The sequence below is a fragment of the Niallia sp. XMNu-256 genome (assembly GCF_036670015.1).
Lineage (GTDB): Bacteria > Bacillota > Bacilli > Bacillales > Cytobacillaceae > Bacillus_BD.
On the sequence record NZ_CP137636.1, the window covers coordinates 2,610,006 to 2,631,753 of the forward strand.

Sequence of the window (21,748 nt, forward strand, 5' to 3'; positions counted from 1 at the left end):
CAATTAACCCTTTATTTTTTTGTGTAGTTCATAGAGAACATTCATTGCGTCCATTGGTGTCATGTCTAAAATATCCAAATCTCTGACCTTGTCTAACACCTTTTTTTCCTTTGCTGTAAATGTTTGTGTTTTCCCTTTTGCTTGTTCCTCACTAAAGAAGGACAATTGCTCTTCTTCAATCATTGAATGATCGGTTGCTTCTATCGGTTTCGTTGTAATTGTTTCCTCGGCTTGTCCGACATTCTGTACGAGATCAGGAGATTCTTCTTGATGCCGCTTCGGATCTTGTTTTTCTAGCGAAGCCAAAATCTCATTCGCCCTTGTGATCAGTTCCCCAGGCAGTTGGGCTAATTTAGCTACATGAATTCCATAACTTTTATCTGTTGGGCCGTCCTTTATTTTATGAAGAAACACGACTTTCCCATTTTGCTCCATTGCACTTACATGAACATTCTTAAGATTGTCTAATTCTTTTTCCAATACAGTTAGTTCGTGATAATGGGTTGAAAATAATGTTTTGGCGCCAATAAAATGATGAATATACTCAATAATGGCTTGCGCTAACGCCATTCCATCATACGTAGAAGTTCCACGACCAATTTCATCGAATAAAATGAGACTGTTCTTCGTGGCATTGGCAATCGCATTTTTTGCCTCCAACATCTCAACCATGAACGTACTTTGTCCGGAAACTAAATCATCTGCTGCCCCAATCCGTGTAAAGACTTGATCAAATATCGGCAATACTGCCTCACTAGCCGGAACAAAGCAGCCAATTTGAGCAAGAATCGCGGTTAAGGCAATTTGCCGCATATACGTACTTTTTCCTGACATATTCGGACCGGTAATGAGTAAGACTTCCCTTTCTTTATTCATCACACAATCATTTGGGACATAGTGGTCAACATTCATCACTTTTTCTACAACCGGATGTCGTCCGTCTTTAATGACCATGACACGTTCATTTGAAAAATTAGGTCTTATAAATGAACGTTCTTCACTAATTGTTGCAAAGCATTGCAATACATCTAACTTGCTTACTGTTTTAGCTAAGGCTTGCAGCTCAGGAATATACTCTTTTATGTGCTCTCGAATTCCGGTAAATAAGTCATATTCTAAGTCCATGCTCTTTTCTTCTGCTTGTAAAATTAATGCCTCTTTTTCCTTCAATTCAGGCGTAATAAACCTCTCCGCATTTGAAAGAGTTTGCTTTCGTTCATATCTTCCCTCTTCCAATAAGTGAAGGTTTGCTCTTGTTACTTCAATAAAGTAACCGAACACACGATTGTAACCGACTTTTAAGGATTTTATTCCTGTTTTTTCCCTTTCTTCTCTTTCCAATTGTGCAATCCATGTTTTTCCATTTCTACTTGCATCACGATAGGTGTCCAGTTCCTCATTATATCCATCTTTAATGATATTTCCTTCTTTAATGGATATAGGCGGATTGTCTTCAATCGCCCTTTCCAATAGGTCTGTAACTTCTTCACTTGAGTCCATCTGTTGTGCTAATTTTGTGGCTTCTTCACTATCCAATCTTTCGACAATTTCACGAATCAAAGGGATTTGTTGGAGTGATTTTTTTAATTGAACAAGATCCCTGGCGTTGACATTACCAAATGCCACTCTGCCTGCCAGTCTCTCAAGATCATATACTTCTTTTAATTTCTCCCTTATTTCCTGACGTTCGAAAAATGCCTTTATAAGTGTCTCCACTAAATCATGACGTGCCTTAATGGCTGAAGGATCAATGAGAGGCCGGTCAATCCATTGTTTGAGTAAGCGCCCTCCCATGGCTGTTCTTGTTTCGTCTAACAGCCATAATAACGATCCTTTTTTCCCTTTCGAACGAATCGTCTCAGTTAGTTCAAGATTTCGTTTTGAATAATAATCAATTTTCATATATTGATAGATTTTATACGTTTTAACAGGCTGCAAATGTTCGAGGCTGCGTTTCTGCGTACGGTGTAAATAGTTGAAAAGCCTAGCACTTGTACTTTGCAGTTTAATCCCATCAATATCGGATAGAAGCGGTTGATACTCTGATCTAATTTCTTCATCTTCTTCATTTGAAATGGTCATCACTAAACGCTCGCAAATGAACTTTTTCCACTCCTCTTTAAAGGATGAAGAAACCACGATTTCTTTTGCTCCTATTAAGGAAATTTCGTTAAAAACCTCGTTAAAATCATTATTTAATACAGTTGCTCGCATTTCACCTGTTGATAAATCAGCATAAGCTAAAGCAAACGTTTCATCTGTAAAATGATTGATCGATGCAATATAATTATTTTCCTTTTCTGATAGGCCTTTCCCTTCCATCATCGTCCCCGGGGTTATCAGTTGTACAACTTCACGGCGCACAACTCCTTTTGCATGTTTCGGGTCTTCTACTTGCTCACATATCGCTACTTTAAATCCTCGCTCAATTAATTGTTCAATATAAGATGCCGCAGAATGATAAGGTACCCCACACATCGGGATCCTTTCTTCCCCGCCTCCACCTCTTGCTGTTAAAGTAATTTCTAGTTCTTGTGATGCTTTAATGGCATCTTCAAAGAACAGTTCATAAAAGTCACCAAGACGAAAAAATAAAAAGGCATCTTGATAGTCTGCCTTTACTTGTAAATATTGTTGAATCATTGGCGTATAACCGGCCATTTTTACCTCCAAAAAAATCAAATTAAGCCCCACCGAATTGGCGCTCACGCACGAAAATTTCAATTAAAAAATCCGAGGCACCGCCAGAGGCTTAACCTCATTCAGCTCTAGTTTGAAAGACCCTGAAGAAAATAACTTCATTTTGTACTCATACTTTAACTTTCAAAATAGGCTGCCGAATGAAGTTTTCCATATTTCTTCTAGACTTATTATATCATAAAATAATCTGGAACTTGGTGGGAGCTTTTAACAAGAAAAAACTAGGAAGTCGATCCTTCCTAGTTACAAGTTAATTTCCTTTTTTATCTAAGAAATCTGGATCAAGATCTTCAAAGTCTTCATCGTTTACATCATCAAATCCCCAATCAAAGTCTGATCCATGGCGTTTCTCAGGATATACATGAACAATTACTTTTGTCTCTCCTAACACTTCGACAACAAACTCTCTTTCAACATGAACCACAATTAGATCTCCATCTGAAATCAAACACTCTAAACAATTTGGTTGTTGGATGACTTGGGCAATGACATCCTGTTCGTCAAGGCAATCTTTATCTCGGTATTTTAGTTTAATGACATCACAATAGTCTACTGTTTTTGTTACCACTTCTGTTCTTGTATTATTGTTAAAAGAATACCAAATGTTTATATCGTAAGAGCCGTTAATCTCTACTTTCTTTCCAATCTTTTCCGCTTCATACGTATGATTAATAATCCAACAGCCAAGAATACTTGACGGGTTGTGTAGCGGCTTAACTGTGTGGTTAGACTTTGTAAATTTACGTCCTTTCGCCACTACCGCTTTTGTAATAATCTCTCTGTACTCTCCCATTGCGAGCGAAACCTCCTCATTTATTTTCAATTCATCCTATGCTAATTTGTAGGCTAGTGTGCGATGTTTTTTCACGATTATCTGAAAAATATAGGCATGTAGCATTGTATGTTTTTTAAACGAGAAGGTTCCGGAATGAAATGAACGAATCTTTAAGCACAGCAAAAAAAGGTTTGGCAATGAATCATCCAAACCTTTTTGTCATATCATAATGTTAATGGTGGGAACAACTTTTATTTTTAATTTCTGCTCCAGTTTCACCACTTAATAAATTCCCGCCTGTTGATTTAATGATCTCATCTGTTACGCGATTCGATATCGTTGTTGCAACTAATTGTAATAAATCATTTACTTCTACTTGAGATTCTTTAAATTCATTCACAATCGGAATTTCATCCAGTTCCTGTTCCAGGGCAGAGATTTTTCCTTCAGTCTTCTTCAAGGCTTCCACTTTACCATAATGTTGAAAATTTACCGCTTGTTTTTGAAGTGCCTTTATGGTTGAAATATGCTGACGTACTTTTTCATTTTCATGTATTTTCGCTTCAGCTTTTTTAAAAAAATCAACTTCCTCTGTTTCGGCAATCATTTTGGCAAGATCCTTTGCCTTTTCGACAATATCATCTTTTGTAAATTTCCCCATGGTTACACCTCAAATTTTTTATTTATTTATTCTACCATTTCTCCATTTAACGACCATGTTCTAGTCTCTGTAATTTTCACTTTAACAATTTTGCCAATGGCGGTTTTAGGACCTGTAAAATTAACTAGCTTATTTCTACGAGTATAACCAGCTAATACATCAGGATTGTTCTTGCTCTCACCTTCTACTAAAACTTCCACTACTTTGCCTTCATATTTCTTCATGGCCTCAGCAGATAATTCATTAACAAGAGCATTCAATCGCTGTAATCGTTCTTTTTTGACTTCCATCGGGACGTTATCTTGCATTTTTGCTGCTGGAGTTCCTTCACGAGGAGAGTAAATAAACGTGTACGCACTTTCATACCCTACTTCGCGATACAGGGACATCGTTTCTTCGAATTGCTCGTCCGTTTCATTTGGATAACCAACAATGATATCGGTTGTTAAGGCTACATCTGGAATCGCAGCTTTAATTTTACGAACTAATTCAAGATAGTGCTCCCGAGTATATTTACGAGCCATTATTTTTAACACATCAGTGGAACCTGATTGTACAGGTAAATGAATATGCTCAACTAAATTGCCGCCTTTAGCTAATACTTCAATTAGATGATCATCAAAATCACGAGGATGACTGGTTGTAAAGCGGACTCTAGGGATATCAATTTTTCTAATTTGATCCATTAAATCGCCTAGACCATATTTCATATCTGTAAAGTCTTTTCCATACGCATTTACATTTTGACCTAGCAATGTGATTTCTTGATATCCTTGAGCAGCAAGGTGACGTACTTCTTGGATAATATCCTCTGGTCTACGACTTCTTTCTTTCCCTCTTGTATATGGAACAATACAATATGTACAGAACTTGTCACAACCGTACATAATATTGACCCATCCCTTAATATTACCACGTCTAACCTTCGGAAGATTCTCAATAATATCTCCTTCTTTAGACCAAACCTCTATCACCTGTTCCTTTGACATATAGGCTTCATTTAAGATTTGTGGAAGACGATGGATATTATGGGTTCCAAAAACCATATCGACTTGTTGATATGTTGTTAAAATCTTATTTACGACCGATTCTTCTTGAGACATACAGCCACAAACACCGATTAATAAATCAGGTCTTTCTAGTTTTAAAGGTTTAAGATGACCAAGTTCACCAAACACTTTATTTTCTGCATTCTCGCGGATGGCACATGTATTTAACAAAATAACATTGGCATCTTCTACTGTGTCTGTTGGTTCATATCCGAGTCCAAGGAAGATCCCTGCCATTACCTCTGTATCATGTTCATTCATTTGACAGCCATAGGTACGAATATAAAACTTTCGACCTTGACCAAGGCCTTTGAATTCTTCCGGAATCTCAAAGTCTTTAAAATAGGAAACCTCTTCTTTTCCACGTTTTTTGGCTTCTTTTAAGGATGGCGCTACATAAACCGTTTCAAAATATTTGCTGTAATCCTTTGCGGATTTTTTGTCCGAAGGATCGATAACTTGTTGTCCAGCTTTTCTTTGTTGCTCGTTCATTTAAATACTAACCCCTTTCATATGAAAAGAAAAAAAATCATTCATATACATTGTAAACACACAACTACTCATTATAAACGCTGGATTTAAAACTAACAATAGTAAAACGGATGGAAAACAATATGTAATGGGGTAAAATCATCTTTCGAAGCTGATGATCGTAAAAATCCGTGACATCGACCGGAGACCTAAGCATTTCAGCTGAAGGTCGCATCCCTTTGAAACAAGGAAGGATTGCATTCCTTCTCCACATATAGAATTGGAAATTTTTTAAACCTTCCGAAGTCTTTGGGTACAAAAAGCATGTGCTGAGAAAAGTGTAAAATATAAAAAAAGCAAGTGATCGCATTGTCTATCACTTGCTTTTTTCCTATCCCAATGAATAGGATTATTTAAACTCTGCTACCAATTGTTTAAAGTGTTCTTCATTTAATTGAAGGTCTGCATGTACTAACGGCTCTTCAGAATAACCCTTTAATAATTGTTGGTATGACTGGCGTTCAGTATTTTGATAGATTAAACCTGTCACTAGTCCATTATGTTTCATCAATGTCTGCATCGCTTCTTCACGGTTAGATGGATCATAGCCTTCAACATCACTTAATTTAGTGAGATTTTCCTTAAACCAATCATACGTATTGATTTTATTATATGTGACACATGGGCTGAAAACATTAATTAAAGAGAAACCTTTATGGTTGATTCCGGCTTCAATTAGTGCGGTTAAATCCTTTAAGTCCGTTGAGAAGCTTTGTGCCACAAATGTAGCTCCAGCCGTTAAGGCCATTTCCATCGGGGAAACTGACTGCTCAATCGAACCATGAGGAGTCGATTTGGTCTTAAACCCAACAGCTGAACGCGGGGATGTTTGTCCCTTCGTTAAACCGTAGATTTGGTTATCCATGACAATATACGTGATATCGACATTTCTACGAATGGCATGAATCGTATGTCCCATTCCAATCGCAAATCCATCTCCATCGCCACCAGAAGCAATTACGGTTAAATCACGGTTTGCCATTTTAACACCTTGAGCAATAGGGAGAGAACGGCCATGTATGCCGTGTAATCCGTATGAGTTAATATACCCAGATATACGTCCTGAACAACCAATTCCAGAAATAACTGCTAATTCTTCTGGTTCTAATCCGACATTTGCTGCCGCACGTTGTATCGCAGCTTGCACGGAGAAATCTCCACATCCAGGACACCAGTTTGGTTTTACATTATTTCGAAAGTCTTTAAATGTTGCCATTTAGAACAGCTCCTTGCATTTGGTGTATATCTTTGCATTTTTCATAAACTTCATTTGGTTTAAATGGATTTCCGTCATACTTTAAGACATTATTGATTTTTGCTGCATGCCCGACATTCATTTTGATAATATTTGCAAGCTGTCCTGTAGCATTATTTTCAACAACTGCTACGGCTTTTGCATTCTCTACAAGTGGTAAAAGTTCATCTGTTGGGAATGGGTGTATTAAGCGAATGTGAGCATGATTCACCTTCAACCCATCTTTCTCAAGACGATCCATTGCTTCTTCAATTGCTCCGCGAGTTGAGTTAAAACCAATGATTAATAGATCTGATTTTTCATGTGGTGCATTTTTATAAACAGGTGTATCAAACTTAATGTTTTGCATTTTTCTAAAGCGCTTATCCATTTGAACTTGTCGATTTGCTGCTGCTTCAGATGGCTTACCTGTCTCATCATGTTCAACACCTGTTACATGATGGATTCCATTTTTAACCCCTGGAATGACTCTTGGAGAAACTCCATCTTCTGTTACTTCATAACGTTTGAAGTATTCTTTATTTTCAGTATCTGGTAAGTCCTCAGTGATTAATTTCCCACGACGAATTTCGACTTTGCTAAAATCTAATGGTTCAACCGTTTGCTTTCCAAGTGATAATTGTAAATCAGATAGTATAATAACCGGACATTGATACTCTTCTGCTAAGTTAAATGCTTCCGCTGTATCGTAAAAGGCTTCTTGAACCGTACTAGGAGCTAATACAATTTTTGGAATTTCACCATGAGTTCCATAAATCATTTGCATTAAATCCGATTGTTCTTGTTTTGTCGGTAATCCTGTTGATGGACCGCCTCTCTGAGTATCGACAATAACAAGAGGTGTTTCTGTTATACCAGATAATCCGATCGCTTCCATTTTAAGGGATAACCCAGGCCCCGCAGATGCAGTTAAAGCACGTACGCCACCATAATTTGCCCCAATTGCCATTGTTACGGCTGCGATTTCGTCCTCTGTTTGAATAACAGCCCCTCCTAATGGAGGCAAGTTTGTAATTAAGTATTCCATAATTTCAGAGGCTGGTGTGATCGGGTATGCTGCCATGAAACGGCATCCACCAGCAAGAGCACCTAGAGCAATCGCATCGTTACCAATCATGAACAAGCGATTTTTTCCGTCAGCCTCATTTAATTTAATTGTATTTGCAGAGTCACCGATCAATTCTTTTAAATGATCATAACCCGCCTTGATCGCTTCCATATTCTTATCTACTACTTGCTGACCCTTTTTGCCAAAAATCTCTTGAACTACATCTTTAAAAACTTGCATATCTAAGTTTAAGATTGCACATGTTGCACCTATCGCAACCATATTTTTCATTAAAGATGTCCCTAAGTTAGTTGCGATTTCTGTGAATGGAACCGCATACAGAGTTCCTAGAGAATCATCAGGATTTTTCGGATTAAATTTAGAATCTGCTATAATAATACCTGTTTTATTTAATTCCTTATAGTTAACTTCAATTGTTTCTTGGTCAAAAGCTACTAAAATATCAAGATCGTCTGAAACTGCACGTACTTGTGATGTACTCACCCGAATTTTATTATTTGTATGACCGCCCTTAATTCGCGATGAAAAGTGACGATACCCATATAAATAATAACCTAATCGGTTTAATGCAATTGAAAATATTTCCCCTGTACTTTCGATTCCTTCCCCTTGTTGCCCTCCAACTTTCCAAGAAAGCTGATTAACCATATTTCCACCCCTTTAGTTACGAAAAAAGTTTATGTCCCTATGTAGCTAGTATAGCATCTATCCGAATTTTCTTCTAATTAATTTGCTCACTTCTAGCAATTTTCTTTATATTTGGAATTCGAATAGTTCTAAACGATTTCATTCTATCCCCACAGCATAAAAAAAGCAATCATTTTACACTAAATTTTGTCTAAAATGTGAACATTCTCATTTATTGAAAGTATTTTATTTGTTTTCTATTTACAGGCTCATAATTAAATTATATCTTATATCATTCCTTTCAGATCCTGCTCAACCTTAAATAAAGTGTTTTTTCCTAGCCTCCCATCAGATTGACTGAAAAAAATCATATTCTCCTATAATTAGATCTATATTCTAACCATGTATTATCATTCTCTTTTACTCTTAGAATATAAAAAACCTGCTTCACAAAGTTAGCAGGTTAAGATGCTTCAGCAATAATACCTCCATAGTTACTTAAAAGCAGGCAGATATTATTGAATTCGCGGACACTCTTATTCTCTTATCTAGGTTCAATAATTAATTTGATTGCCGTTCTTTCTTCTCCATCGATTAAAATATCTGTAAATGCTGGAATACAAATTAAATCTACTCCGCTAGGTGCAACAAATCCTCTTGCAATGGCTACAGCTTTTACAGCTTGGTTTAATGCACCCGCACCAATTGCTTGAATTTCTGCTCCACCTCTTTCACGCAGAACCCCAGCAAGCGCACCAGCTACAGAATTAGGATTAGACTTTGCTGAAACTTTTAATATTTCCATTCCTAGCTCCTCCTTGTATCGTTCCCCCACTTTGTTCACGATTTCAATTGGAACAATTAGTTATATCATTCCACTGATACTATATTCAGTAAACTTAACACATATTCCAGCTTGGTCAAAAATAAAGCAAAACTTTCATAAATGGAGGGTTTTCTTTTATTCCCTACTGATGGCTAGTAGAAGCAAGCAGCCGCATGCTGGTACACAGACGTTAGTCTGTTTTGACTTTTCAAAGCTTAACGGGCAAGTTGATCTCCCAGTTTGTTCTTTTATTGTACAACAGAATCTTAAGGTCGGGGGTCTTACTACCCTCCCGTTAAGCTTGATAAAAAAAAGAAACAAAATAACAAGTGCCAGGCATTTACCGAAAAGTGGATAATGCCTGGCACTTCAAATACGCTTTTATGAATAAAACGGATGATCTTCATTGATTTGAATAGGTGTAATTTTTTTCGCCTTGCCTGTTTTTTTATCGATTTCAATACATACTGCACTAAGTTGAGCCCTACCTGTTTTAGGAGCCTCAAAACGTGCTGGTAATCCTGTTAAAAACCTTTTTAAGACAATGTCTCTATCCATGCCCAATATTCCATCATAAGGTCCAGTCATGCCTACATCTGACATGTAAGCCGTCCCATTTGCTAAGATCCGATGATCGGCTGTCTGTACATGGGTATGTGTCCCAATGACAGCAGAAACTTTTCCGTCTAGAAACCAGCCCATTGCTTGCTTTTCACTTGTCGCTTCTGCATGGAAATCAACAAAGATGATCGATGTCCTTTCTTTTGCTTCTTGTACTAATTCTTCCGCCTTTTGAAATGGACAATCGATTGCCGGCAAAAATGTTCTTCCTTGCAAACTAATAACTGCAATTTCATCGTTATTCATTTTTAAATAGACGATACCCTTACCTGGATTGTTCTTAGGAAAGTTTGCAGGTCTCACTAAATACTTTGCGTCATCAATAAATTCAAATATTTCACGATTATCCCAAGTATGATTACCTAGAGTAACTGCTTGTGCACCTGCTTCTAGAAATCCACGATATATTTTCTCCGTGATTCCTTTGCCACCTGCCGCATTTTCCCCATTAATGATGGTTACATGTGGACGATATTTTTCTTTTAATTTCGGTAGGTATTCTTTAACCATATCCCGACCCATTGAACTTACGACATCACCGATAAATAATATATTCATGTTAAAGCCTTTCTATTTATAATTAAGCATTTTTTGAATTGAAGTTAAATAAAAGCGGTGTATGATACACCGCTTTATTTTGCATATTCAACTGCTCTTGTTTCACGGATTACCGTGACTTTTATATGACCCGGATAATCTAGTTCCTCTTCGATCTTTTTGCGAATATCACGAGCAAGACGATGGGCTTCTAGATCATCAATTTGTTCAGGTTTTACTAATATCCGTACTTCTCGACCAGCTTGAATCGCAAATGACTTTTCTACGCCATCATAGGATTCTGATATCTCTTCTAACTTTTCAAGACGACGAATATAGTTTTCTAGTGTCTCTCTTCTTGCCCCAGGTCTTGCAGCCGATAAGGCATCAGCTGCTGCCACGAGGACAGCGATAATAGAGGTAGGCTCTGTATCTCCATGATGAGATGCAATACTATTAATAACAACCGGGTGTTCTTTGTATTTCTTCGCAAGTTCCACACCGATTTCAACATGACTTCCTTCTACTTCATGGTCAATGGCTTTCCCAATATCATGAAGCAAACCTGCACGGCGAGCCAATGTTTCATCTTCACCAAGTTCTGCTGCAAGCAATCCAGAAAGTTGAGCTACTTCGATTGAATGTTTAAGCACATTCTGTCCATAACTTGTTCTGAATTTTAAGCGGCCAAGGATTTTAATAAGGTCTGGATGTAATCCATGGACACCTACTTCAAAAGTGGTATGTTCCCCTATTTCACGAATATGCTCGTCAACTTCACGTCTAGATTTGTCTACCATTTCTTCGATTCGTGCAGGATGGATTCTTCCGTCTTGAACGAGCTTTTCAAGAGCTAAGCGGGCAGTCTCTCGTCTCACTGGATCAAAACCAGATAAAATAACCGCCTCTGGTGTGTCATCAATGATTAAATCAATGCCAGTCAATGTTTCCAGTGTACGAATATTACGTCCTTCCCTACCGATGATACGTCCCTTCATTTCATCATTTGGTAGGTTTACAACTGAGACTGTCGTTTCTGCAATATGATCAGCTGCACATCGCTGTATCGCCAAAGACAAAATTTCTTTTGCTTTCTTGTCAGATTCCTCTTTTGAACGAATCTCACTTTCTTTTATCATTACAGCGGTTTCATGTTTTAGTTCATATTCAACGCGCTCAATAATGATGGCCCTTGCCTCTTCACGAGTTAAGCTAGAAATACGCTCCAACTCTGATTGCTGCTTCTGAACGATCTCGTCCACTTTGCTTTCCATCTCTTCAATATGCTGTTGTCTTTTGTTAAGAGAATCATCTCTTTTCTCTAAAAGTATTTCACGTTTTTCTAACGATTCATCTTTACGGTCAAGATTTTCCTCTTTTTGCAATAAACGATTTTCTTGTTTTTGCAGTTCATTTCTTCGTTCGCGAATTTCACGTTCCGCCTCAATACGAAGTTTATGATTTTCATCTTTTGCCTCAAGCAAGGCTTCCTTCTTTAAAGATTCTGCATCACGTTTGGCATCTTCTAATATTTGTTCTGCTGCACCTCGTGCACCTGCAATCTTTGCTTCAGCAATCGATTTTCGAACAAAATAGCCAACAACTACACCGACGATTAGAGCAAGCAAAATGGAGATGATAGTAGCTAAAAGGTCCATCATTTCACCTCCTTCTGCTATTAAATTCTTGTTACTGTTTTAAGGTTCAACTTGTACATTTTTCAAAATCAAAATACAGCTCAAGGCTTTTATTACAGATAAAATGTAAAAATATACATTTTAATTGTAAAGCTGCAATTTTTTAATGTCAAGTGGTTGTCTTTACGGGTTTTACTAATATTTTCTAAAAATGGCAAAGTCTTTGTAAAAAGACTTTGCCATCACTTATTTAGTCAACTAAGTTTAGTTCATCTTGTTCGGCTTCCTCTTTATCTGGAGAAGCGACCTGAACACCATCTAATCCATAGTAATTGCGGATTTGCTGTTGTACTTCGGCACGAATATCAGGATTTTCTTTAAGAAATTGCTTTGCGTTCTCTCTTCCTTGACCAACACGTTCTCCATTATATGAGTACCATGAGCCACTTTTTTCAATTATATCAAGCTCGGCACCAATATCGACAATTTCTCCTTCTTGAGAAATTCCTTCTCCATACATAATATCTACTTCAGCTGTACGGAATGGAGGCGCGACTTTATTTTTGACAATTTTAATCTTAGTTCGATTTCCAACAATATCATTTCCTTGTTTAATCGCTTCAGCGCGGCGCACTTCTAAACGAACAGTTGAGTAGAACTTAAGTGCACGTCCACCCGGCGTCGTTTCCGGATTTCCGAACATAACTCCAATTTTCTCACGGACTTGGTTAATAAAGATTGCAATCGTATTAGATTTATTAATTGCACCTGAAAGCTTACGAAGGGCTTGTGACATGAGGCGCGCTTGTAATCCCATGTGGGAATCACCCATTTCCCCTTCAATCTCTGCTTTAGGTACTAAAGCTGCAACGGAGTCAACTACAACGATATCCACCGCACCGCTTCGAACAAGAGCTTCTGCAATTTCTAGTGCCTGCTCACCCGTATCTGGCTGAGATAAAAGCAATTCATCAATATTTACTCCTAATTTTTGTGCATAATCAGGATCGAGCGCATGTTCGGCATCGATAAACGCTGCTTGTCCACCTTTTTTCTGAACTTCTGCGATTGCATGAAGGGCAACGGTTGTTTTACCGGAACTTTCAGGACCATAGATTTCGATAATCCGTCCTCTTGGATATCCGCCTACACCAAGTGCAGTATCTAAGGCTAATGAGCCACTAGGAACGGTTGAGATTCTGCGATCTGTTTGCTCTCCCAGCTTCATAATTGAGCCTTTACCAAATTGTTTTTCTATTTGTTTTAATGCCTGTTCAAGGGCTACTTGTCGATCACTCACAAAATTTCCTCCTTTAATATAAAAACAGTATCGTAAATCCCCTACTGATTTTATTATTAATCTATGTTTAATATATATCTTTTTTATCTTTTTGTCTATCAAAATATCGAACGTTTATTCGTTATTTTTCATTGCCAAATCCTACTTAAAATTGAATAATTAGTTATGTTTCTATTAATATTATGTAATCATTTGCTATTAAAATTGAAAGGCAATGTTTCGTTAATCCGATATTGAAAAGAGAAGAGGCTGTTTTTAAGTTAACAGCCTCTCTTCCAAATCAGTTAATATTTTTTAATAAATAGTGGCATCCCCATTTAACTGTACGAATACGAATGTTTGTACGATTACCACTTAACGCTAACTTCTCAACTATTGTTGGTTTTCCTTTTATGCTAATTCCAACATAGACCGTTCCAACGGGTTTTCCTTCCAATTCATCAGGCCCTGCAACACCTGTAAAGCTAATGCCAATGTCTGCATTCATTATATTTGCCACGTTTTCTGCCAATTCTTGTGCGCATTGACTACTCACAACGCCATGAGAGTCAATCGTTTCTTTTTTTACCTTTACTACATTTTGTTTGACTTCAGGTGTATAACAGACAATCCCGCCTTTTAATAGCATTCCAGCACCTGGAGTCGCTGTTAATTCTTTTTGGAACATTCCCCCTGTTAAACTTTCAGCTGCTGCGATCGTTAATTGGTTTTCCTGCAAGACTTTAGAAAGTTCACTCATTAACGATGTTTCATTATAACCGTAAAAGTAATCCCCTACACGGTCTAAAATAAGTCGTTCTGTCCTTTCAATCATTTCAATTGCTTCTGTATCAGATTGATGCTTAGCTGTAATTCTTAATGTTACTTCATTATTTCCAGCTAGTGGCGCAATGGTAGGGTTTGTTTGTCCATCGATTAAATCTTCAATCTCTGTCTCTAACTGAGATTCCCCGATTCCAAAGAATCGTAACACTCTTGAAACAATTCTTTCTTTTAATTGTAGCTTCTCTATCAAATACGGTTGAGCATATGTTAAAAACATTGGTTCCATTTCTGATGGCACACCTGGGAAGAGCATATATGTATGGGTTTCTGTTGAATATGCGATCCCTGGTGCCATTCCGTGATCATTCGGTAGAATTTCTGAGCCTTCAAACACCAATGCCTGCTTTTTATTATTCTCTGTCATTATTCGACCTGTACGATTATAGTGCTCAGCTATCGTTTCTAAAGCTTTTTGATCCATCACAAGCTTCCGATTTAAATGGTCCGAAATGGTTTCTTTTGTTAAATCATCCTTTGTCGGTCCCAGTCCTCCCGTGAAAATGAGCAAATTCGAACGTCTTTCGGCTATTTCAATTACTTGCTTTAAACGAGCTGGATTATCACCAACAACTGTATGATAAAAAACATTAACTCCTAAGTCAGCTAAGTTTTTAGATAAAAAACGAGCATTTGTATTGGCAATTTGCCCTAACAATAATTCAGAACCAACAGCAATGATTTCTGCGTTCAAAAAAATCCCCCTTTTCGTATTTTATCACCCTTTATTTTGATCTCATAAACGGCTCTTTATTTTTCCAGAAATAATCGAGTCCCGACCAAACTGTAAAAAATAACGCCACCCAAAGTGCAATCATATCAAATGGAATCCCAAACCATTCGAAGAAAATATTATGTAATAATAACGAAGAAATAGCCACAATTTGAGCCCAAGTTTTAATTTTACCAAGCATATTAGCAGCGACTACTTCTCCTGCACCTGCCAAGACTAGGCGCAGACCTGTAACAGCAAATTCTCTACTAATAATAATAATGACAATCCAAGATGGTGCCATCTGCAGTTCTACTAATACAATCAGAGCGGCAGAGACAAGCAGTTTATCTGCAAGCGGATCAAGAAATTTCCCCATATTTGTTACTAAATTGTATTTACGAGCATAATAACCGTCAACCCAATCTGTGGTTGCCGCTATAATAAAGATTAAAGCACCAACAAAGTGTGTAACCGGCATGTTTGCTCCTAAAAACGTCATTTCTCCCCATGAGAAATCTACAAGCATAATAAATACAAAAATAGGGATCATAAATATTCTTGAAATCGTGATTTTATTAGGTAAATTCATTTACTACTCCTCCAATGAAACCTCCAATGTGTTTGGAAATAACTTACTTTTTATCTTGAATCTAAAATCGTGAAAAAAGTCATCAGAATGTGATGACTATTGATCGTCTTTTACATAACGAATGGTAATATTTTGACGAACAACCTCTGTTGGAGAAACAGCGTACTCTAACTTTTGGTCATTTACATAGATTTCTGTATCACTTGATCTTCCTGCTACAATCGTTATTTCTGCTTCTTGCGACAAGTCAAACGTTTGACTTTCTGTTTCACCACCTGCTTTCAATAATCCTTGAAAGAAAGAATTTCCACTCCCATTGCTAATACTTACCCAAGTTTCACCCGTTGACACCACTTTTAATTGGAATGTATCCGCACTTTTTAGCTCATAAGTAGATCTAGCGCCACTTGATTCAACAACGGTTAATTCTTGATTAACAGGTTCTGGTTCTGGTTCTTTGGTTTCCTCAGGTTGATTAGTATCATCTTTTGACTCTTCTTCGGCTTTTTCTACTGAATTGTCATTATTGTCCTTGTTATCATTTTCCAACTCTTTAGATTGCTCATATGTAACTTCTTGATTATTTTTCCCTTTTTCAGAAGCCAGATTTGTGTCAGTACCAGTGTTTTTTGAGAAAGCCCACCAAATAAAGACAAAAATACTTATAACAACAGCCACAACCAATAGCTTTGGCAATAAATCGATCACTTTAGAGTGATTCTCATGGAGCATTTGTTTTGTTTGAACCCTTGATAGTTGACCCGGAACATCTTCTGAATGCGTACTCGGAATCTCATTGTCAAATTCCTTGAACAGTTCTTCCGGATTTAGTCCAACCGCTTCTGCATATTGTTTAATAAAAGCCCGAACATAAAATGCTCCTGGCATCAAACTATAATTTCCTTCTTCAATGCCGATTAAATATCTTTTTTGAATTTTCGTAATTTCTTGTAAATCATCTAAACTTAAATTCTTCGACAATCTAGCTTCTTTCAATCGAGTACCAAGCTCTGACATTTGTAACACCTTCCTACTACTTAAAAATCAAACTCTCCGAATTCTGCAGTAGAAAACAAATTGTTTTTTTCCACAATATCGTATGAAATTTCTTCTTCTGGATGATGGCGAAGCTCAATAATATAGTCAAAATCATCCAAAGAATACTCTGTATTTTGCACAAAAATATCGGGATGCTCGATTACTTTTACTGCAGGTAATCTCATAATTTCACGTATAAGCTGCCAATGTTTTTCATTTGCTCTTCTTGTAGAAACAATTCCATCAATAATGAAGAGATTGTCCTCACTGTACTCCTCTTCAATTAGTTGATTGCGAATCGTTTGCTTTAATAAAGTAGAAGAAACAAAAAGCCATTTTTTATTGGCACACACACTAGAAGCCACGATGGACTCTGTTTTACCAACCCGTGGCATTCCTCTAATTCCAATTAATGTATGTCCCTTTTGCTTGAAGATTTCTGCCATAAAGTCAACTAATATTCCTAAATCATTGCGGACAAAGCGAAAAGTTTTTTTATCATCAGCGTCTCTTTGTATGTATCGGCCATGCCTGACAGCCAGTCGATCCCGTAATTGTGGTTTCCTTAATTTAATTAATTTTATTGTATCCATTGTCGTTAATATTGACTCTAACCTTTTAATTTGTTGGTCATCTTTCGCTAAAATGAGAAGTCCCCGTCTTTTTTCCTCTACTCCATTAATCGTTACAATATTAATAGACATCATCCCTAGAAGTGAAGAAATATCCCCAAGCAATCCTGGCCGATTGGCTTGTATTTCGTATTCTAAATACCATTCCTGCTTCTCCATTTCATTCCCCCTATTTCCTTCCCCCATTACCCCCTAGTTGTAAAATAAAAACCGTTCCATACGATATCTCATTATCGTATCATAAAGTGAAACTTCCATCAGTGAGGGCTTTCTTCCATCCCCCACTGATGGAAAGCCGAGGCCTGCAGCATGCTGGTCACGAAGACGTTGCCGTAGGCGTATTTAGTCTGTGTTCCACTTTCGGAGCTTTACGGGCAGTTGATCCCCCACCTATCTTCATTTATCATACTTAGAATCTTGAGTGAGGGTCTTACTGCCGGTTAAACCTGATAAATTCCAAACATCCCATAATTTTCATTAATACCATATTTATAATAGCTGATTTTACTATAAGATGAAAGAAAAAAGAGGATCTTTGCTCATAGATTGAACAAGAAATCCTCTATAACATGATTGGGAGATTAAACCCTAGTAATTCTCTTAATTATCTTGTACTAATTTAACCATTAATTTTGCAATGGCTTGTTGCTCTTCTGGTGTAGCAACAGACCATAAATCTGCAAGAACTCTTTCCTGATGGTTTTTAGGATCTACTTGCTTTGCTAAGTAATCACCAACTTGGTACGCAATTTCATTGATCGTAGATTGAGACATTCCTTGTTGCTGTGCCTCTTGTAGGCGATCACCTAAAAAGTCTTTCCATTGTTCCCAGTTTTCTAAAATAGACATATTTAAACCTCCTTAAATAGTATTACCTCGTTATTTTGTTTAAAGGAGGTTTAAATTATGCATGTTCCATCTAAGATTCAAGTAAAGAATAAGCGGGCATGGCTTATGTATACCAACCACCGTTAACACCTATAATCTGACCTGTAATATAAGATGAGCGCTCAGAAATTAGAAAAGATACAGATTCCGCTATATCTTTTGGGGCCGCTAACCTTCCCATGGGAATTTCACCTTTCACCATCTCGAGCTCTTCACTACTGAACTGTGAAAGCATCGTTGTATCTACCGCTCCAGGTGCAATCCCATTGACACGAATTCCATTCAAAGCCAATTCTTTACTAAGGGATTTAACGAAAGCAATTTGGGCACCCTTTACCGTTGAATAGACCACTTCACAGGCTGCACCTGTCTGTCCCCATATGGATGTGATCAATACGATGCTGCCACTTTGCTGTCGAATCATTTTGGGCAGTAACTCTTTCGTTAATAGCAGAGGAGAGGTCATGTGAATCATTGTCATTTTTTCTAAAGTAGCTGGATCTGTTTCAACAAATAACCCATAATGGCTTACCCCGCTATTGTGTACAATCGCATCAATGGTAAAAACATTTTCAACAATTTTTTTATAACCTTGAGGAGTGGATAGGTCCGCTTGTATCGGGATATATTCACCGTTGTAAATCGACAAAGCTTGAAGCAAGTCTCGAATGGATGAGACATTTTCGTTGTAGTGTAAATAAAGGGAATACCCTTCCTCGGCTAGTTTCATCGCGATGGCTTGACCAATTCCACCGCTCGCTCCTGTAATGAGAGCAAATTTATTCATTGTATCACTTCCTTGAAAATAACAATATACTCCCCTTATTTTACCACTACACGAAAAAAACGCCGACCATGCGGCGTTATTTTTTTGGAACAATTTGACAAACGGTAAATCGGTCTTCTGAAATAAATTCAGCTGCCGTTGTTTTGATTTGATCCAATGTGAGCGATTCCAGTGTTGGTACAATATCAAACAAATTCATTTCATTAAAGGCATAGCGAGTAAATTGGTTAGCAATATATTCGGGTGAATTGATCGCACGAAGGAATGTCCCGATCTTTTTCTTAATCGTCCGCTCTAACCCTTCTGCCGTAAAAGCATCCCCCTCTTTCGCGGCAAGCAACATCGTTTTAAGCTTATTTGCTAATTCATCTGGTTTACGAGTATCCCCGCCAATGATGGCAAAACCAAAGCCATTCTCCTGGCTATAGTCAAAGGAGAAAGTATCATCGATCAACCCTTCTGAATATAATTTATGATAGTTATCCGAACTTTTTCCAAATAGGATATCGAGGATAATATTTAATGATAACTCATTTTTCAACTGGTCTAATCCAGATAAATCTATTTTATTTGCCTTGATACCAACCATACATTTTGAGGTTTGAACATTCATTGGCAGGATTTGCTTGTCACGAGCTACTCCAACAGGTTCTTCCTCAAACTTACGTTTAATCTCGTGAATTTCAGCAAACTGCTTTTTATTTTGATTTTCCTTAATTTGCTTCATCGTCGCTTCAACATCAACAGGTCCAACAACGAATAACAACATATTGCTTGGATGATAAAACGTTCGATAGCATTCATACAATAAATCTTTTGTAATGTGAGAAATCGATTCAATTGTCCCAGCAATATCAATGCTAACAGGATGATTATGATACATATTTTCGATCACACCGTAATATAAGCGCCAATCTGGGTTATCATCATACATCGTAATTTCCTGGCCGATAATTCCTTTTTCTTTTTCAACTGTTTTTTCAGTAAAATAAGGTTCTTGCACAAAGTCCATCAAAGTTTCTAAATTTAACTCCACATCTGAAGTGCTTGAAAATAAGTATGCTGTTCTTGTAAACGATGTAAACGCATTCGCTGATGCTCCTTGTTTACTAAACTGCTGAAACACATCCCCATGTTCTTTTTCAAAAAGTTTGTGTTCTAAAAAGTGAGCAATTCCATCTGGAACTTTTAGATAGTCTTCTTTTCCGAGAGGAATGAAATGATTATCAATGGAACCGTATTTAGTCGTGAACGTAGCATATGTTTTATTAAATCCCTTTTTCGGCAAAATATATACTTCTAGACCATTAGTAAGCTTTTCATGATAAAGCTCTTCATGAAGTTGGCGAAATTGAATTTTTTCCATTCTTATTGCCCCCCTTCAGTTAAAAAGTAGATGGTATCTAAATCAATTTTATTTGCAACTTTCATAATGTCTGCTTTTGTTACCAAATCCATTTTGGTCATCCAATCATCAAGAGAAAAAACAGCCTTTGAAACCACATTATGATAAAGTATTTCGACGATTCCCCTTGACGTGTCAATGGTTTCTAAAAGTTGGTTCTTAATGACAGCCTTTGTTTGAACGATTTCTTCATCTGAGAAATCTCCTTCAGTCATGGCCTTCATTTGTTCCTTAATAATGGAAACTGCCTGATCATAATTTTTATTATCAATTCCTGACATCACGAGCATCAATCCTTTATGGCTTTCTAATCGGCTCGCAACATAATAAGCAAGACTCGCCTTTTCCCGGACATTTAAAAATAATTTGGAATGAGAAAAACCGCCAAATATTCCGTTATAAACTTGCAATGCATAATAATCGTTATCCCCATAATAAATATTTGTTCGATAGCCAATATTTAATTTGCCTTGCTTAACATCCTGAGTTTCTTTAATTTCTTTAACAATACCACTTGATTGCTTGGATTTACGATCTATGCTTTTAGGAGAACGGCTTTCAAAGCTCATTAATTGTTGGACTAACTTTTCTACTTCATCGCTATTCACATCTCCAACTACATATAAATCCAATTCATCTTCTAAAAGCGCTCGCTCATAGTATTGGTAAAGGTTAGTCGGTGTAATGGGCTCGACATCCGCTAATTCCCCATGAACATTTAAAGCATATGGTTCGTCTTTGCACATTTCCTGGATTAGACGAAAGTTGGAGTACTTCATTTTATCATCATAAATTGATTGAATCCGTTGTTTTAAGGAACGTTTTTCATTATCGATTGTAGCTTGGTCAAAGGTCTGTGCCTCCACGTTTGGATTTTTAATCACCTCTGCTAAAAATTGGATGGCTTTTTGTAACAATGGCGTAGAATTGGATAAAAACTTTTCATTTGCGATTTCAACCGTAAAACTAATCACATGATATTCACCTTTTTTAGCTAAATCAATATAAAATAAAGCACCATATAAATCATCCAAGTAAGATCTTAATGCTGCAGTGGTAGGATAGTGTTTTGAACTACTTTGCAATACATGTGGCAGCAAAGCACGTTTCGTTACATCCTCGTGATTTAATGGGGCTTTCATTTTAAACACGATCGTATTTGTTTTAAATTTATCTGTAGGGATTACATGAAGATTCATCCCTTCTAATTCAATCACTTTTTCTGAAAAAACATCCATGAACTTTCCTCCTTCTATTCGCTTATTTAAGCTTATGCTCATACTA

General features: G+C 37.1%; 18 protein-coding genes. All 18 read right to left on the bottom strand.

Going from position 1 to position 21,748, the window contains the following annotated elements; translation table 11 throughout:
• Window positions 1-3: 3 nt before the first annotated feature.
• On the bottom strand, window positions 4-2,661 hold the full coding sequence (gene mutS / locus R4Z10_RS13275) for a DNA mismatch repair protein MutS (protein WP_338469777.1): 2,658 nt from the start codon (window positions 2,659-2,661) through the stop codon (window positions 4-6).
• A gap of 289 nt (window positions 2,662-2,950) precedes the next feature.
• A complete protein-coding gene (locus R4Z10_RS13280; RefSeq protein WP_338469778.1) occupies window positions 2,951-3,493 on the bottom strand; it encodes an outer spore coat protein CotE in 543 nt (180 codons plus the stop codon).
• Window positions 3,494-3,707: 214 nt separating this feature from the next.
• Window positions 3,708-4,136 carry a RicAFT regulatory complex protein RicA family protein gene (locus tag R4Z10_RS13285; RefSeq protein ID WP_338469779.1) on the bottom strand — a complete coding sequence of 143 codons (429 nt, stop codon included), beginning with the start codon at window positions 4,134-4,136 and terminating at the stop codon, window positions 3,708-3,710.
• Window positions 4,137-4,162: 26 nt separating this feature from the next.
• A complete protein-coding gene (miaB, locus tag R4Z10_RS13290) occupies window positions 4,163-5,677 on the bottom strand; it encodes a tRNA (N6-isopentenyl adenosine(37)-C2)-methylthiotransferase MiaB (RefSeq protein ID WP_338469780.1) in 1,515 nt (504 codons plus the stop codon).
• 388 nt (window positions 5,678-6,065) lie between these two features.
• Window positions 6,066-6,932 carry a 2-oxoacid:ferredoxin oxidoreductase subunit beta gene (locus R4Z10_RS13295; RefSeq protein WP_338469781.1) on the bottom strand — a complete coding sequence of 289 codons (867 nt, stop codon included), beginning with the start codon at window positions 6,930-6,932 and terminating at the stop codon, window positions 6,066-6,068.
• The gene (locus tag R4Z10_RS13300) at window positions 6,919-8,688 is read right to left on the bottom strand and encodes a 2-oxoacid:acceptor oxidoreductase subunit alpha (RefSeq protein ID WP_338469782.1); all 1,770 of its coding nucleotides are present in this window, start codon (window positions 8,686-8,688) and stop codon (window positions 6,919-6,921) included. The genes R4Z10_RS13295 and R4Z10_RS13300 overlap by 14 nt, the downstream gene beginning before the upstream one ends.
• Window positions 8,689-9,211: 523 nt before the next feature.
• Window positions 9,212-9,472 (bottom strand): stage V sporulation protein SpoVS, encoded by a 261-nt coding sequence (gene spoVS, locus R4Z10_RS13305; RefSeq protein WP_071395267.1) that lies wholly within the window; start codon window positions 9,470-9,472, stop codon window positions 9,212-9,214.
• A gap of 402 nt (window positions 9,473-9,874) precedes the next feature.
• Window positions 9,875-10,672 carry a TIGR00282 family metallophosphoesterase gene (locus tag R4Z10_RS13310; protein ID WP_338469783.1) on the bottom strand — a complete coding sequence of 266 codons (798 nt, stop codon included), beginning with the start codon at window positions 10,670-10,672 and terminating at the stop codon, window positions 9,875-9,877.
• A 74-nt stretch (window positions 10,673-10,746) separates the two neighbouring features.
• Window positions 10,747-12,309: a ribonuclease Y gene (gene rny, locus R4Z10_RS13315; protein WP_338469784.1), complete on the bottom strand. Its 1,563-nt coding sequence runs from the start codon at window positions 12,307-12,309 to the stop codon at window positions 10,747-10,749.
• A 229-nt stretch (window positions 12,310-12,538) separates the two neighbouring features.
• The gene (gene recA, locus R4Z10_RS13320) at window positions 12,539-13,588 is read right to left on the bottom strand and encodes a recombinase RecA (protein WP_338469785.1); all 1,050 of its coding nucleotides are present in this window, start codon (window positions 13,586-13,588) and stop codon (window positions 12,539-12,541) included.
• A 280-nt stretch (window positions 13,589-13,868) separates the two neighbouring features.
• Window positions 13,869-15,104 carry a competence/damage-inducible protein A gene (locus R4Z10_RS13325; RefSeq protein ID WP_338469786.1) on the bottom strand — a complete coding sequence of 412 codons (1,236 nt, stop codon included), beginning with the start codon at window positions 15,102-15,104 and terminating at the stop codon, window positions 13,869-13,871.
• Window positions 15,105-15,135: 31 nt separating this feature from the next.
• The gene (gene pgsA / locus R4Z10_RS13330) at window positions 15,136-15,714 is read right to left on the bottom strand and encodes a CDP-diacylglycerol--glycerol-3-phosphate 3-phosphatidyltransferase (protein WP_338469787.1); all 579 of its coding nucleotides are present in this window, start codon (window positions 15,712-15,714) and stop codon (window positions 15,136-15,138) included.
• 96 nt (window positions 15,715-15,810) lie between these two features.
• The gene (locus tag R4Z10_RS13335) at window positions 15,811-16,731 is read right to left on the bottom strand and encodes a RodZ domain-containing protein (RefSeq protein WP_338469788.1); all 921 of its coding nucleotides are present in this window, start codon (window positions 16,729-16,731) and stop codon (window positions 15,811-15,813) included.
• A gap of 20 nt (window positions 16,732-16,751) precedes the next feature.
• Entirely contained in the window at window positions 16,752-17,543 is a 792-nt protein-coding gene (locus R4Z10_RS13340) for a DUF3388 domain-containing protein (protein WP_338469789.1), read from the bottom strand.
• Between the two features lie 441 nt (window positions 17,544-17,984).
• The gene (locus R4Z10_RS13345) at window positions 17,985-18,233 is read right to left on the bottom strand and encodes a DUF3243 domain-containing protein (protein ID WP_338469790.1); all 249 of its coding nucleotides are present in this window, start codon (window positions 18,231-18,233) and stop codon (window positions 17,985-17,987) included.
• A 103-nt stretch (window positions 18,234-18,336) separates the two neighbouring features.
• Window positions 18,337-19,059: an SDR family oxidoreductase gene (locus tag R4Z10_RS13350; RefSeq protein WP_338469791.1), complete on the bottom strand. Its 723-nt coding sequence runs from the start codon at window positions 19,057-19,059 to the stop codon at window positions 18,337-18,339.
• Window positions 19,060-19,135: 76 nt separating this feature from the next.
• On the bottom strand, window positions 19,136-20,425 hold the full coding sequence (locus R4Z10_RS13355) for a pitrilysin family protein (RefSeq protein ID WP_338469792.1): 1,290 nt from the start codon (window positions 20,423-20,425) through the stop codon (window positions 19,136-19,138).
• 2 nt (window positions 20,426-20,427) lie between these two features.
• A complete protein-coding gene (locus R4Z10_RS13360; RefSeq protein WP_338469793.1) occupies window positions 20,428-21,702 on the bottom strand; it encodes a pitrilysin family protein in 1,275 nt (424 codons plus the stop codon).
• Window positions 21,703-21,748: the final 46 nt, after the last annotated feature.

Bases quoted from the DNA above. Each gene is read 5' to 3' on its own strand.
- R4Z10_RS13295 (WP_338469781.1), bottom strand. From the start codon at position 6,932: ATGGCAACATTTAAAGACTTTCGAAATAATGTAAAACCAAACTGGTGT.
- R4Z10_RS13300 (WP_338469782.1), bottom strand. From the start codon at position 8,688: ATGGTTAATCAGCTTTCTTGGAAAGTTGGAGGGCAACAAGGGGAAGGA.
- R4Z10_RS13350 (WP_338469791.1), bottom strand. From the start codon at position 19,059: ATGAATAAATTTGCTCTCATTACAGGAGCGAGCGGTGGAATTGGTCAA.
- spoVS (WP_071395267.1), bottom strand. From the start codon at position 9,472: ATGGAAATATTAAAAGTTTCAGCAAAGTCTAATCCTAATTCTGTAGCT.
- R4Z10_RS13310 (WP_338469783.1), bottom strand. From the start codon at position 10,672: ATGAATATATTATTTATCGGTGATGTCGTAAGTTCAATGGGTCGGGAT.
- R4Z10_RS13355 (WP_338469792.1), bottom strand. From the start codon at position 20,425: ATGGAAAAAATTCAATTTCGCCAACTTCATGAAGAGCTTTATCATGAA.
- R4Z10_RS13360 (WP_338469793.1), bottom strand. From the start codon at position 21,702: ATGGATGTTTTTTCAGAAAAAGTGATTGAATTAGAAGGGATGAATCTT.
- R4Z10_RS13285 (WP_338469779.1), bottom strand. From the start codon at position 4,136: ATGGGGAAATTTACAAAAGATGATATTGTCGAAAAGGCAAAGGATCTT.
- miaB (WP_338469780.1), bottom strand. From the start codon at position 5,677: ATGAACGAGCAACAAAGAAAAGCTGGACAACAAGTTATCGATCCTTCG.
- pgsA (WP_338469787.1), bottom strand. From the start codon at position 15,714: ATGAATTTACCTAATAAAATCACGATTTCAAGAATATTTATGATCCCT.
- R4Z10_RS13340 (WP_338469789.1), bottom strand. From the start codon at position 17,543: ATGGAGAAGCAGGAATGGTATTTAGAATACGAAATACAAGCCAATCGG.
- R4Z10_RS13345 (WP_338469790.1), bottom strand. From the start codon at position 18,233: ATGTCTATTTTAGAAAACTGGGAACAATGGAAAGACTTTTTAGGTGAT.
- rny (WP_338469784.1), bottom strand. From the start codon at position 12,309: ATGGACCTTTTAGCTACTATCATCTCCATTTTGCTTGCTCTAATCGTC.
- R4Z10_RS13280 (WP_338469778.1), bottom strand. From the start codon at position 3,493: ATGGGAGAGTACAGAGAGATTATTACAAAAGCGGTAGTGGCGAAAGGA.
- mutS (WP_338469777.1), bottom strand. From the start codon at position 2,661: ATGGCCGGTTATACGCCAATGATTCAACAATATTTACAAGTAAAGGCA.
- R4Z10_RS13335 (WP_338469788.1), bottom strand. From the start codon at position 16,731: ATGTCAGAGCTTGGTACTCGATTGAAAGAAGCTAGATTGTCGAAGAAT.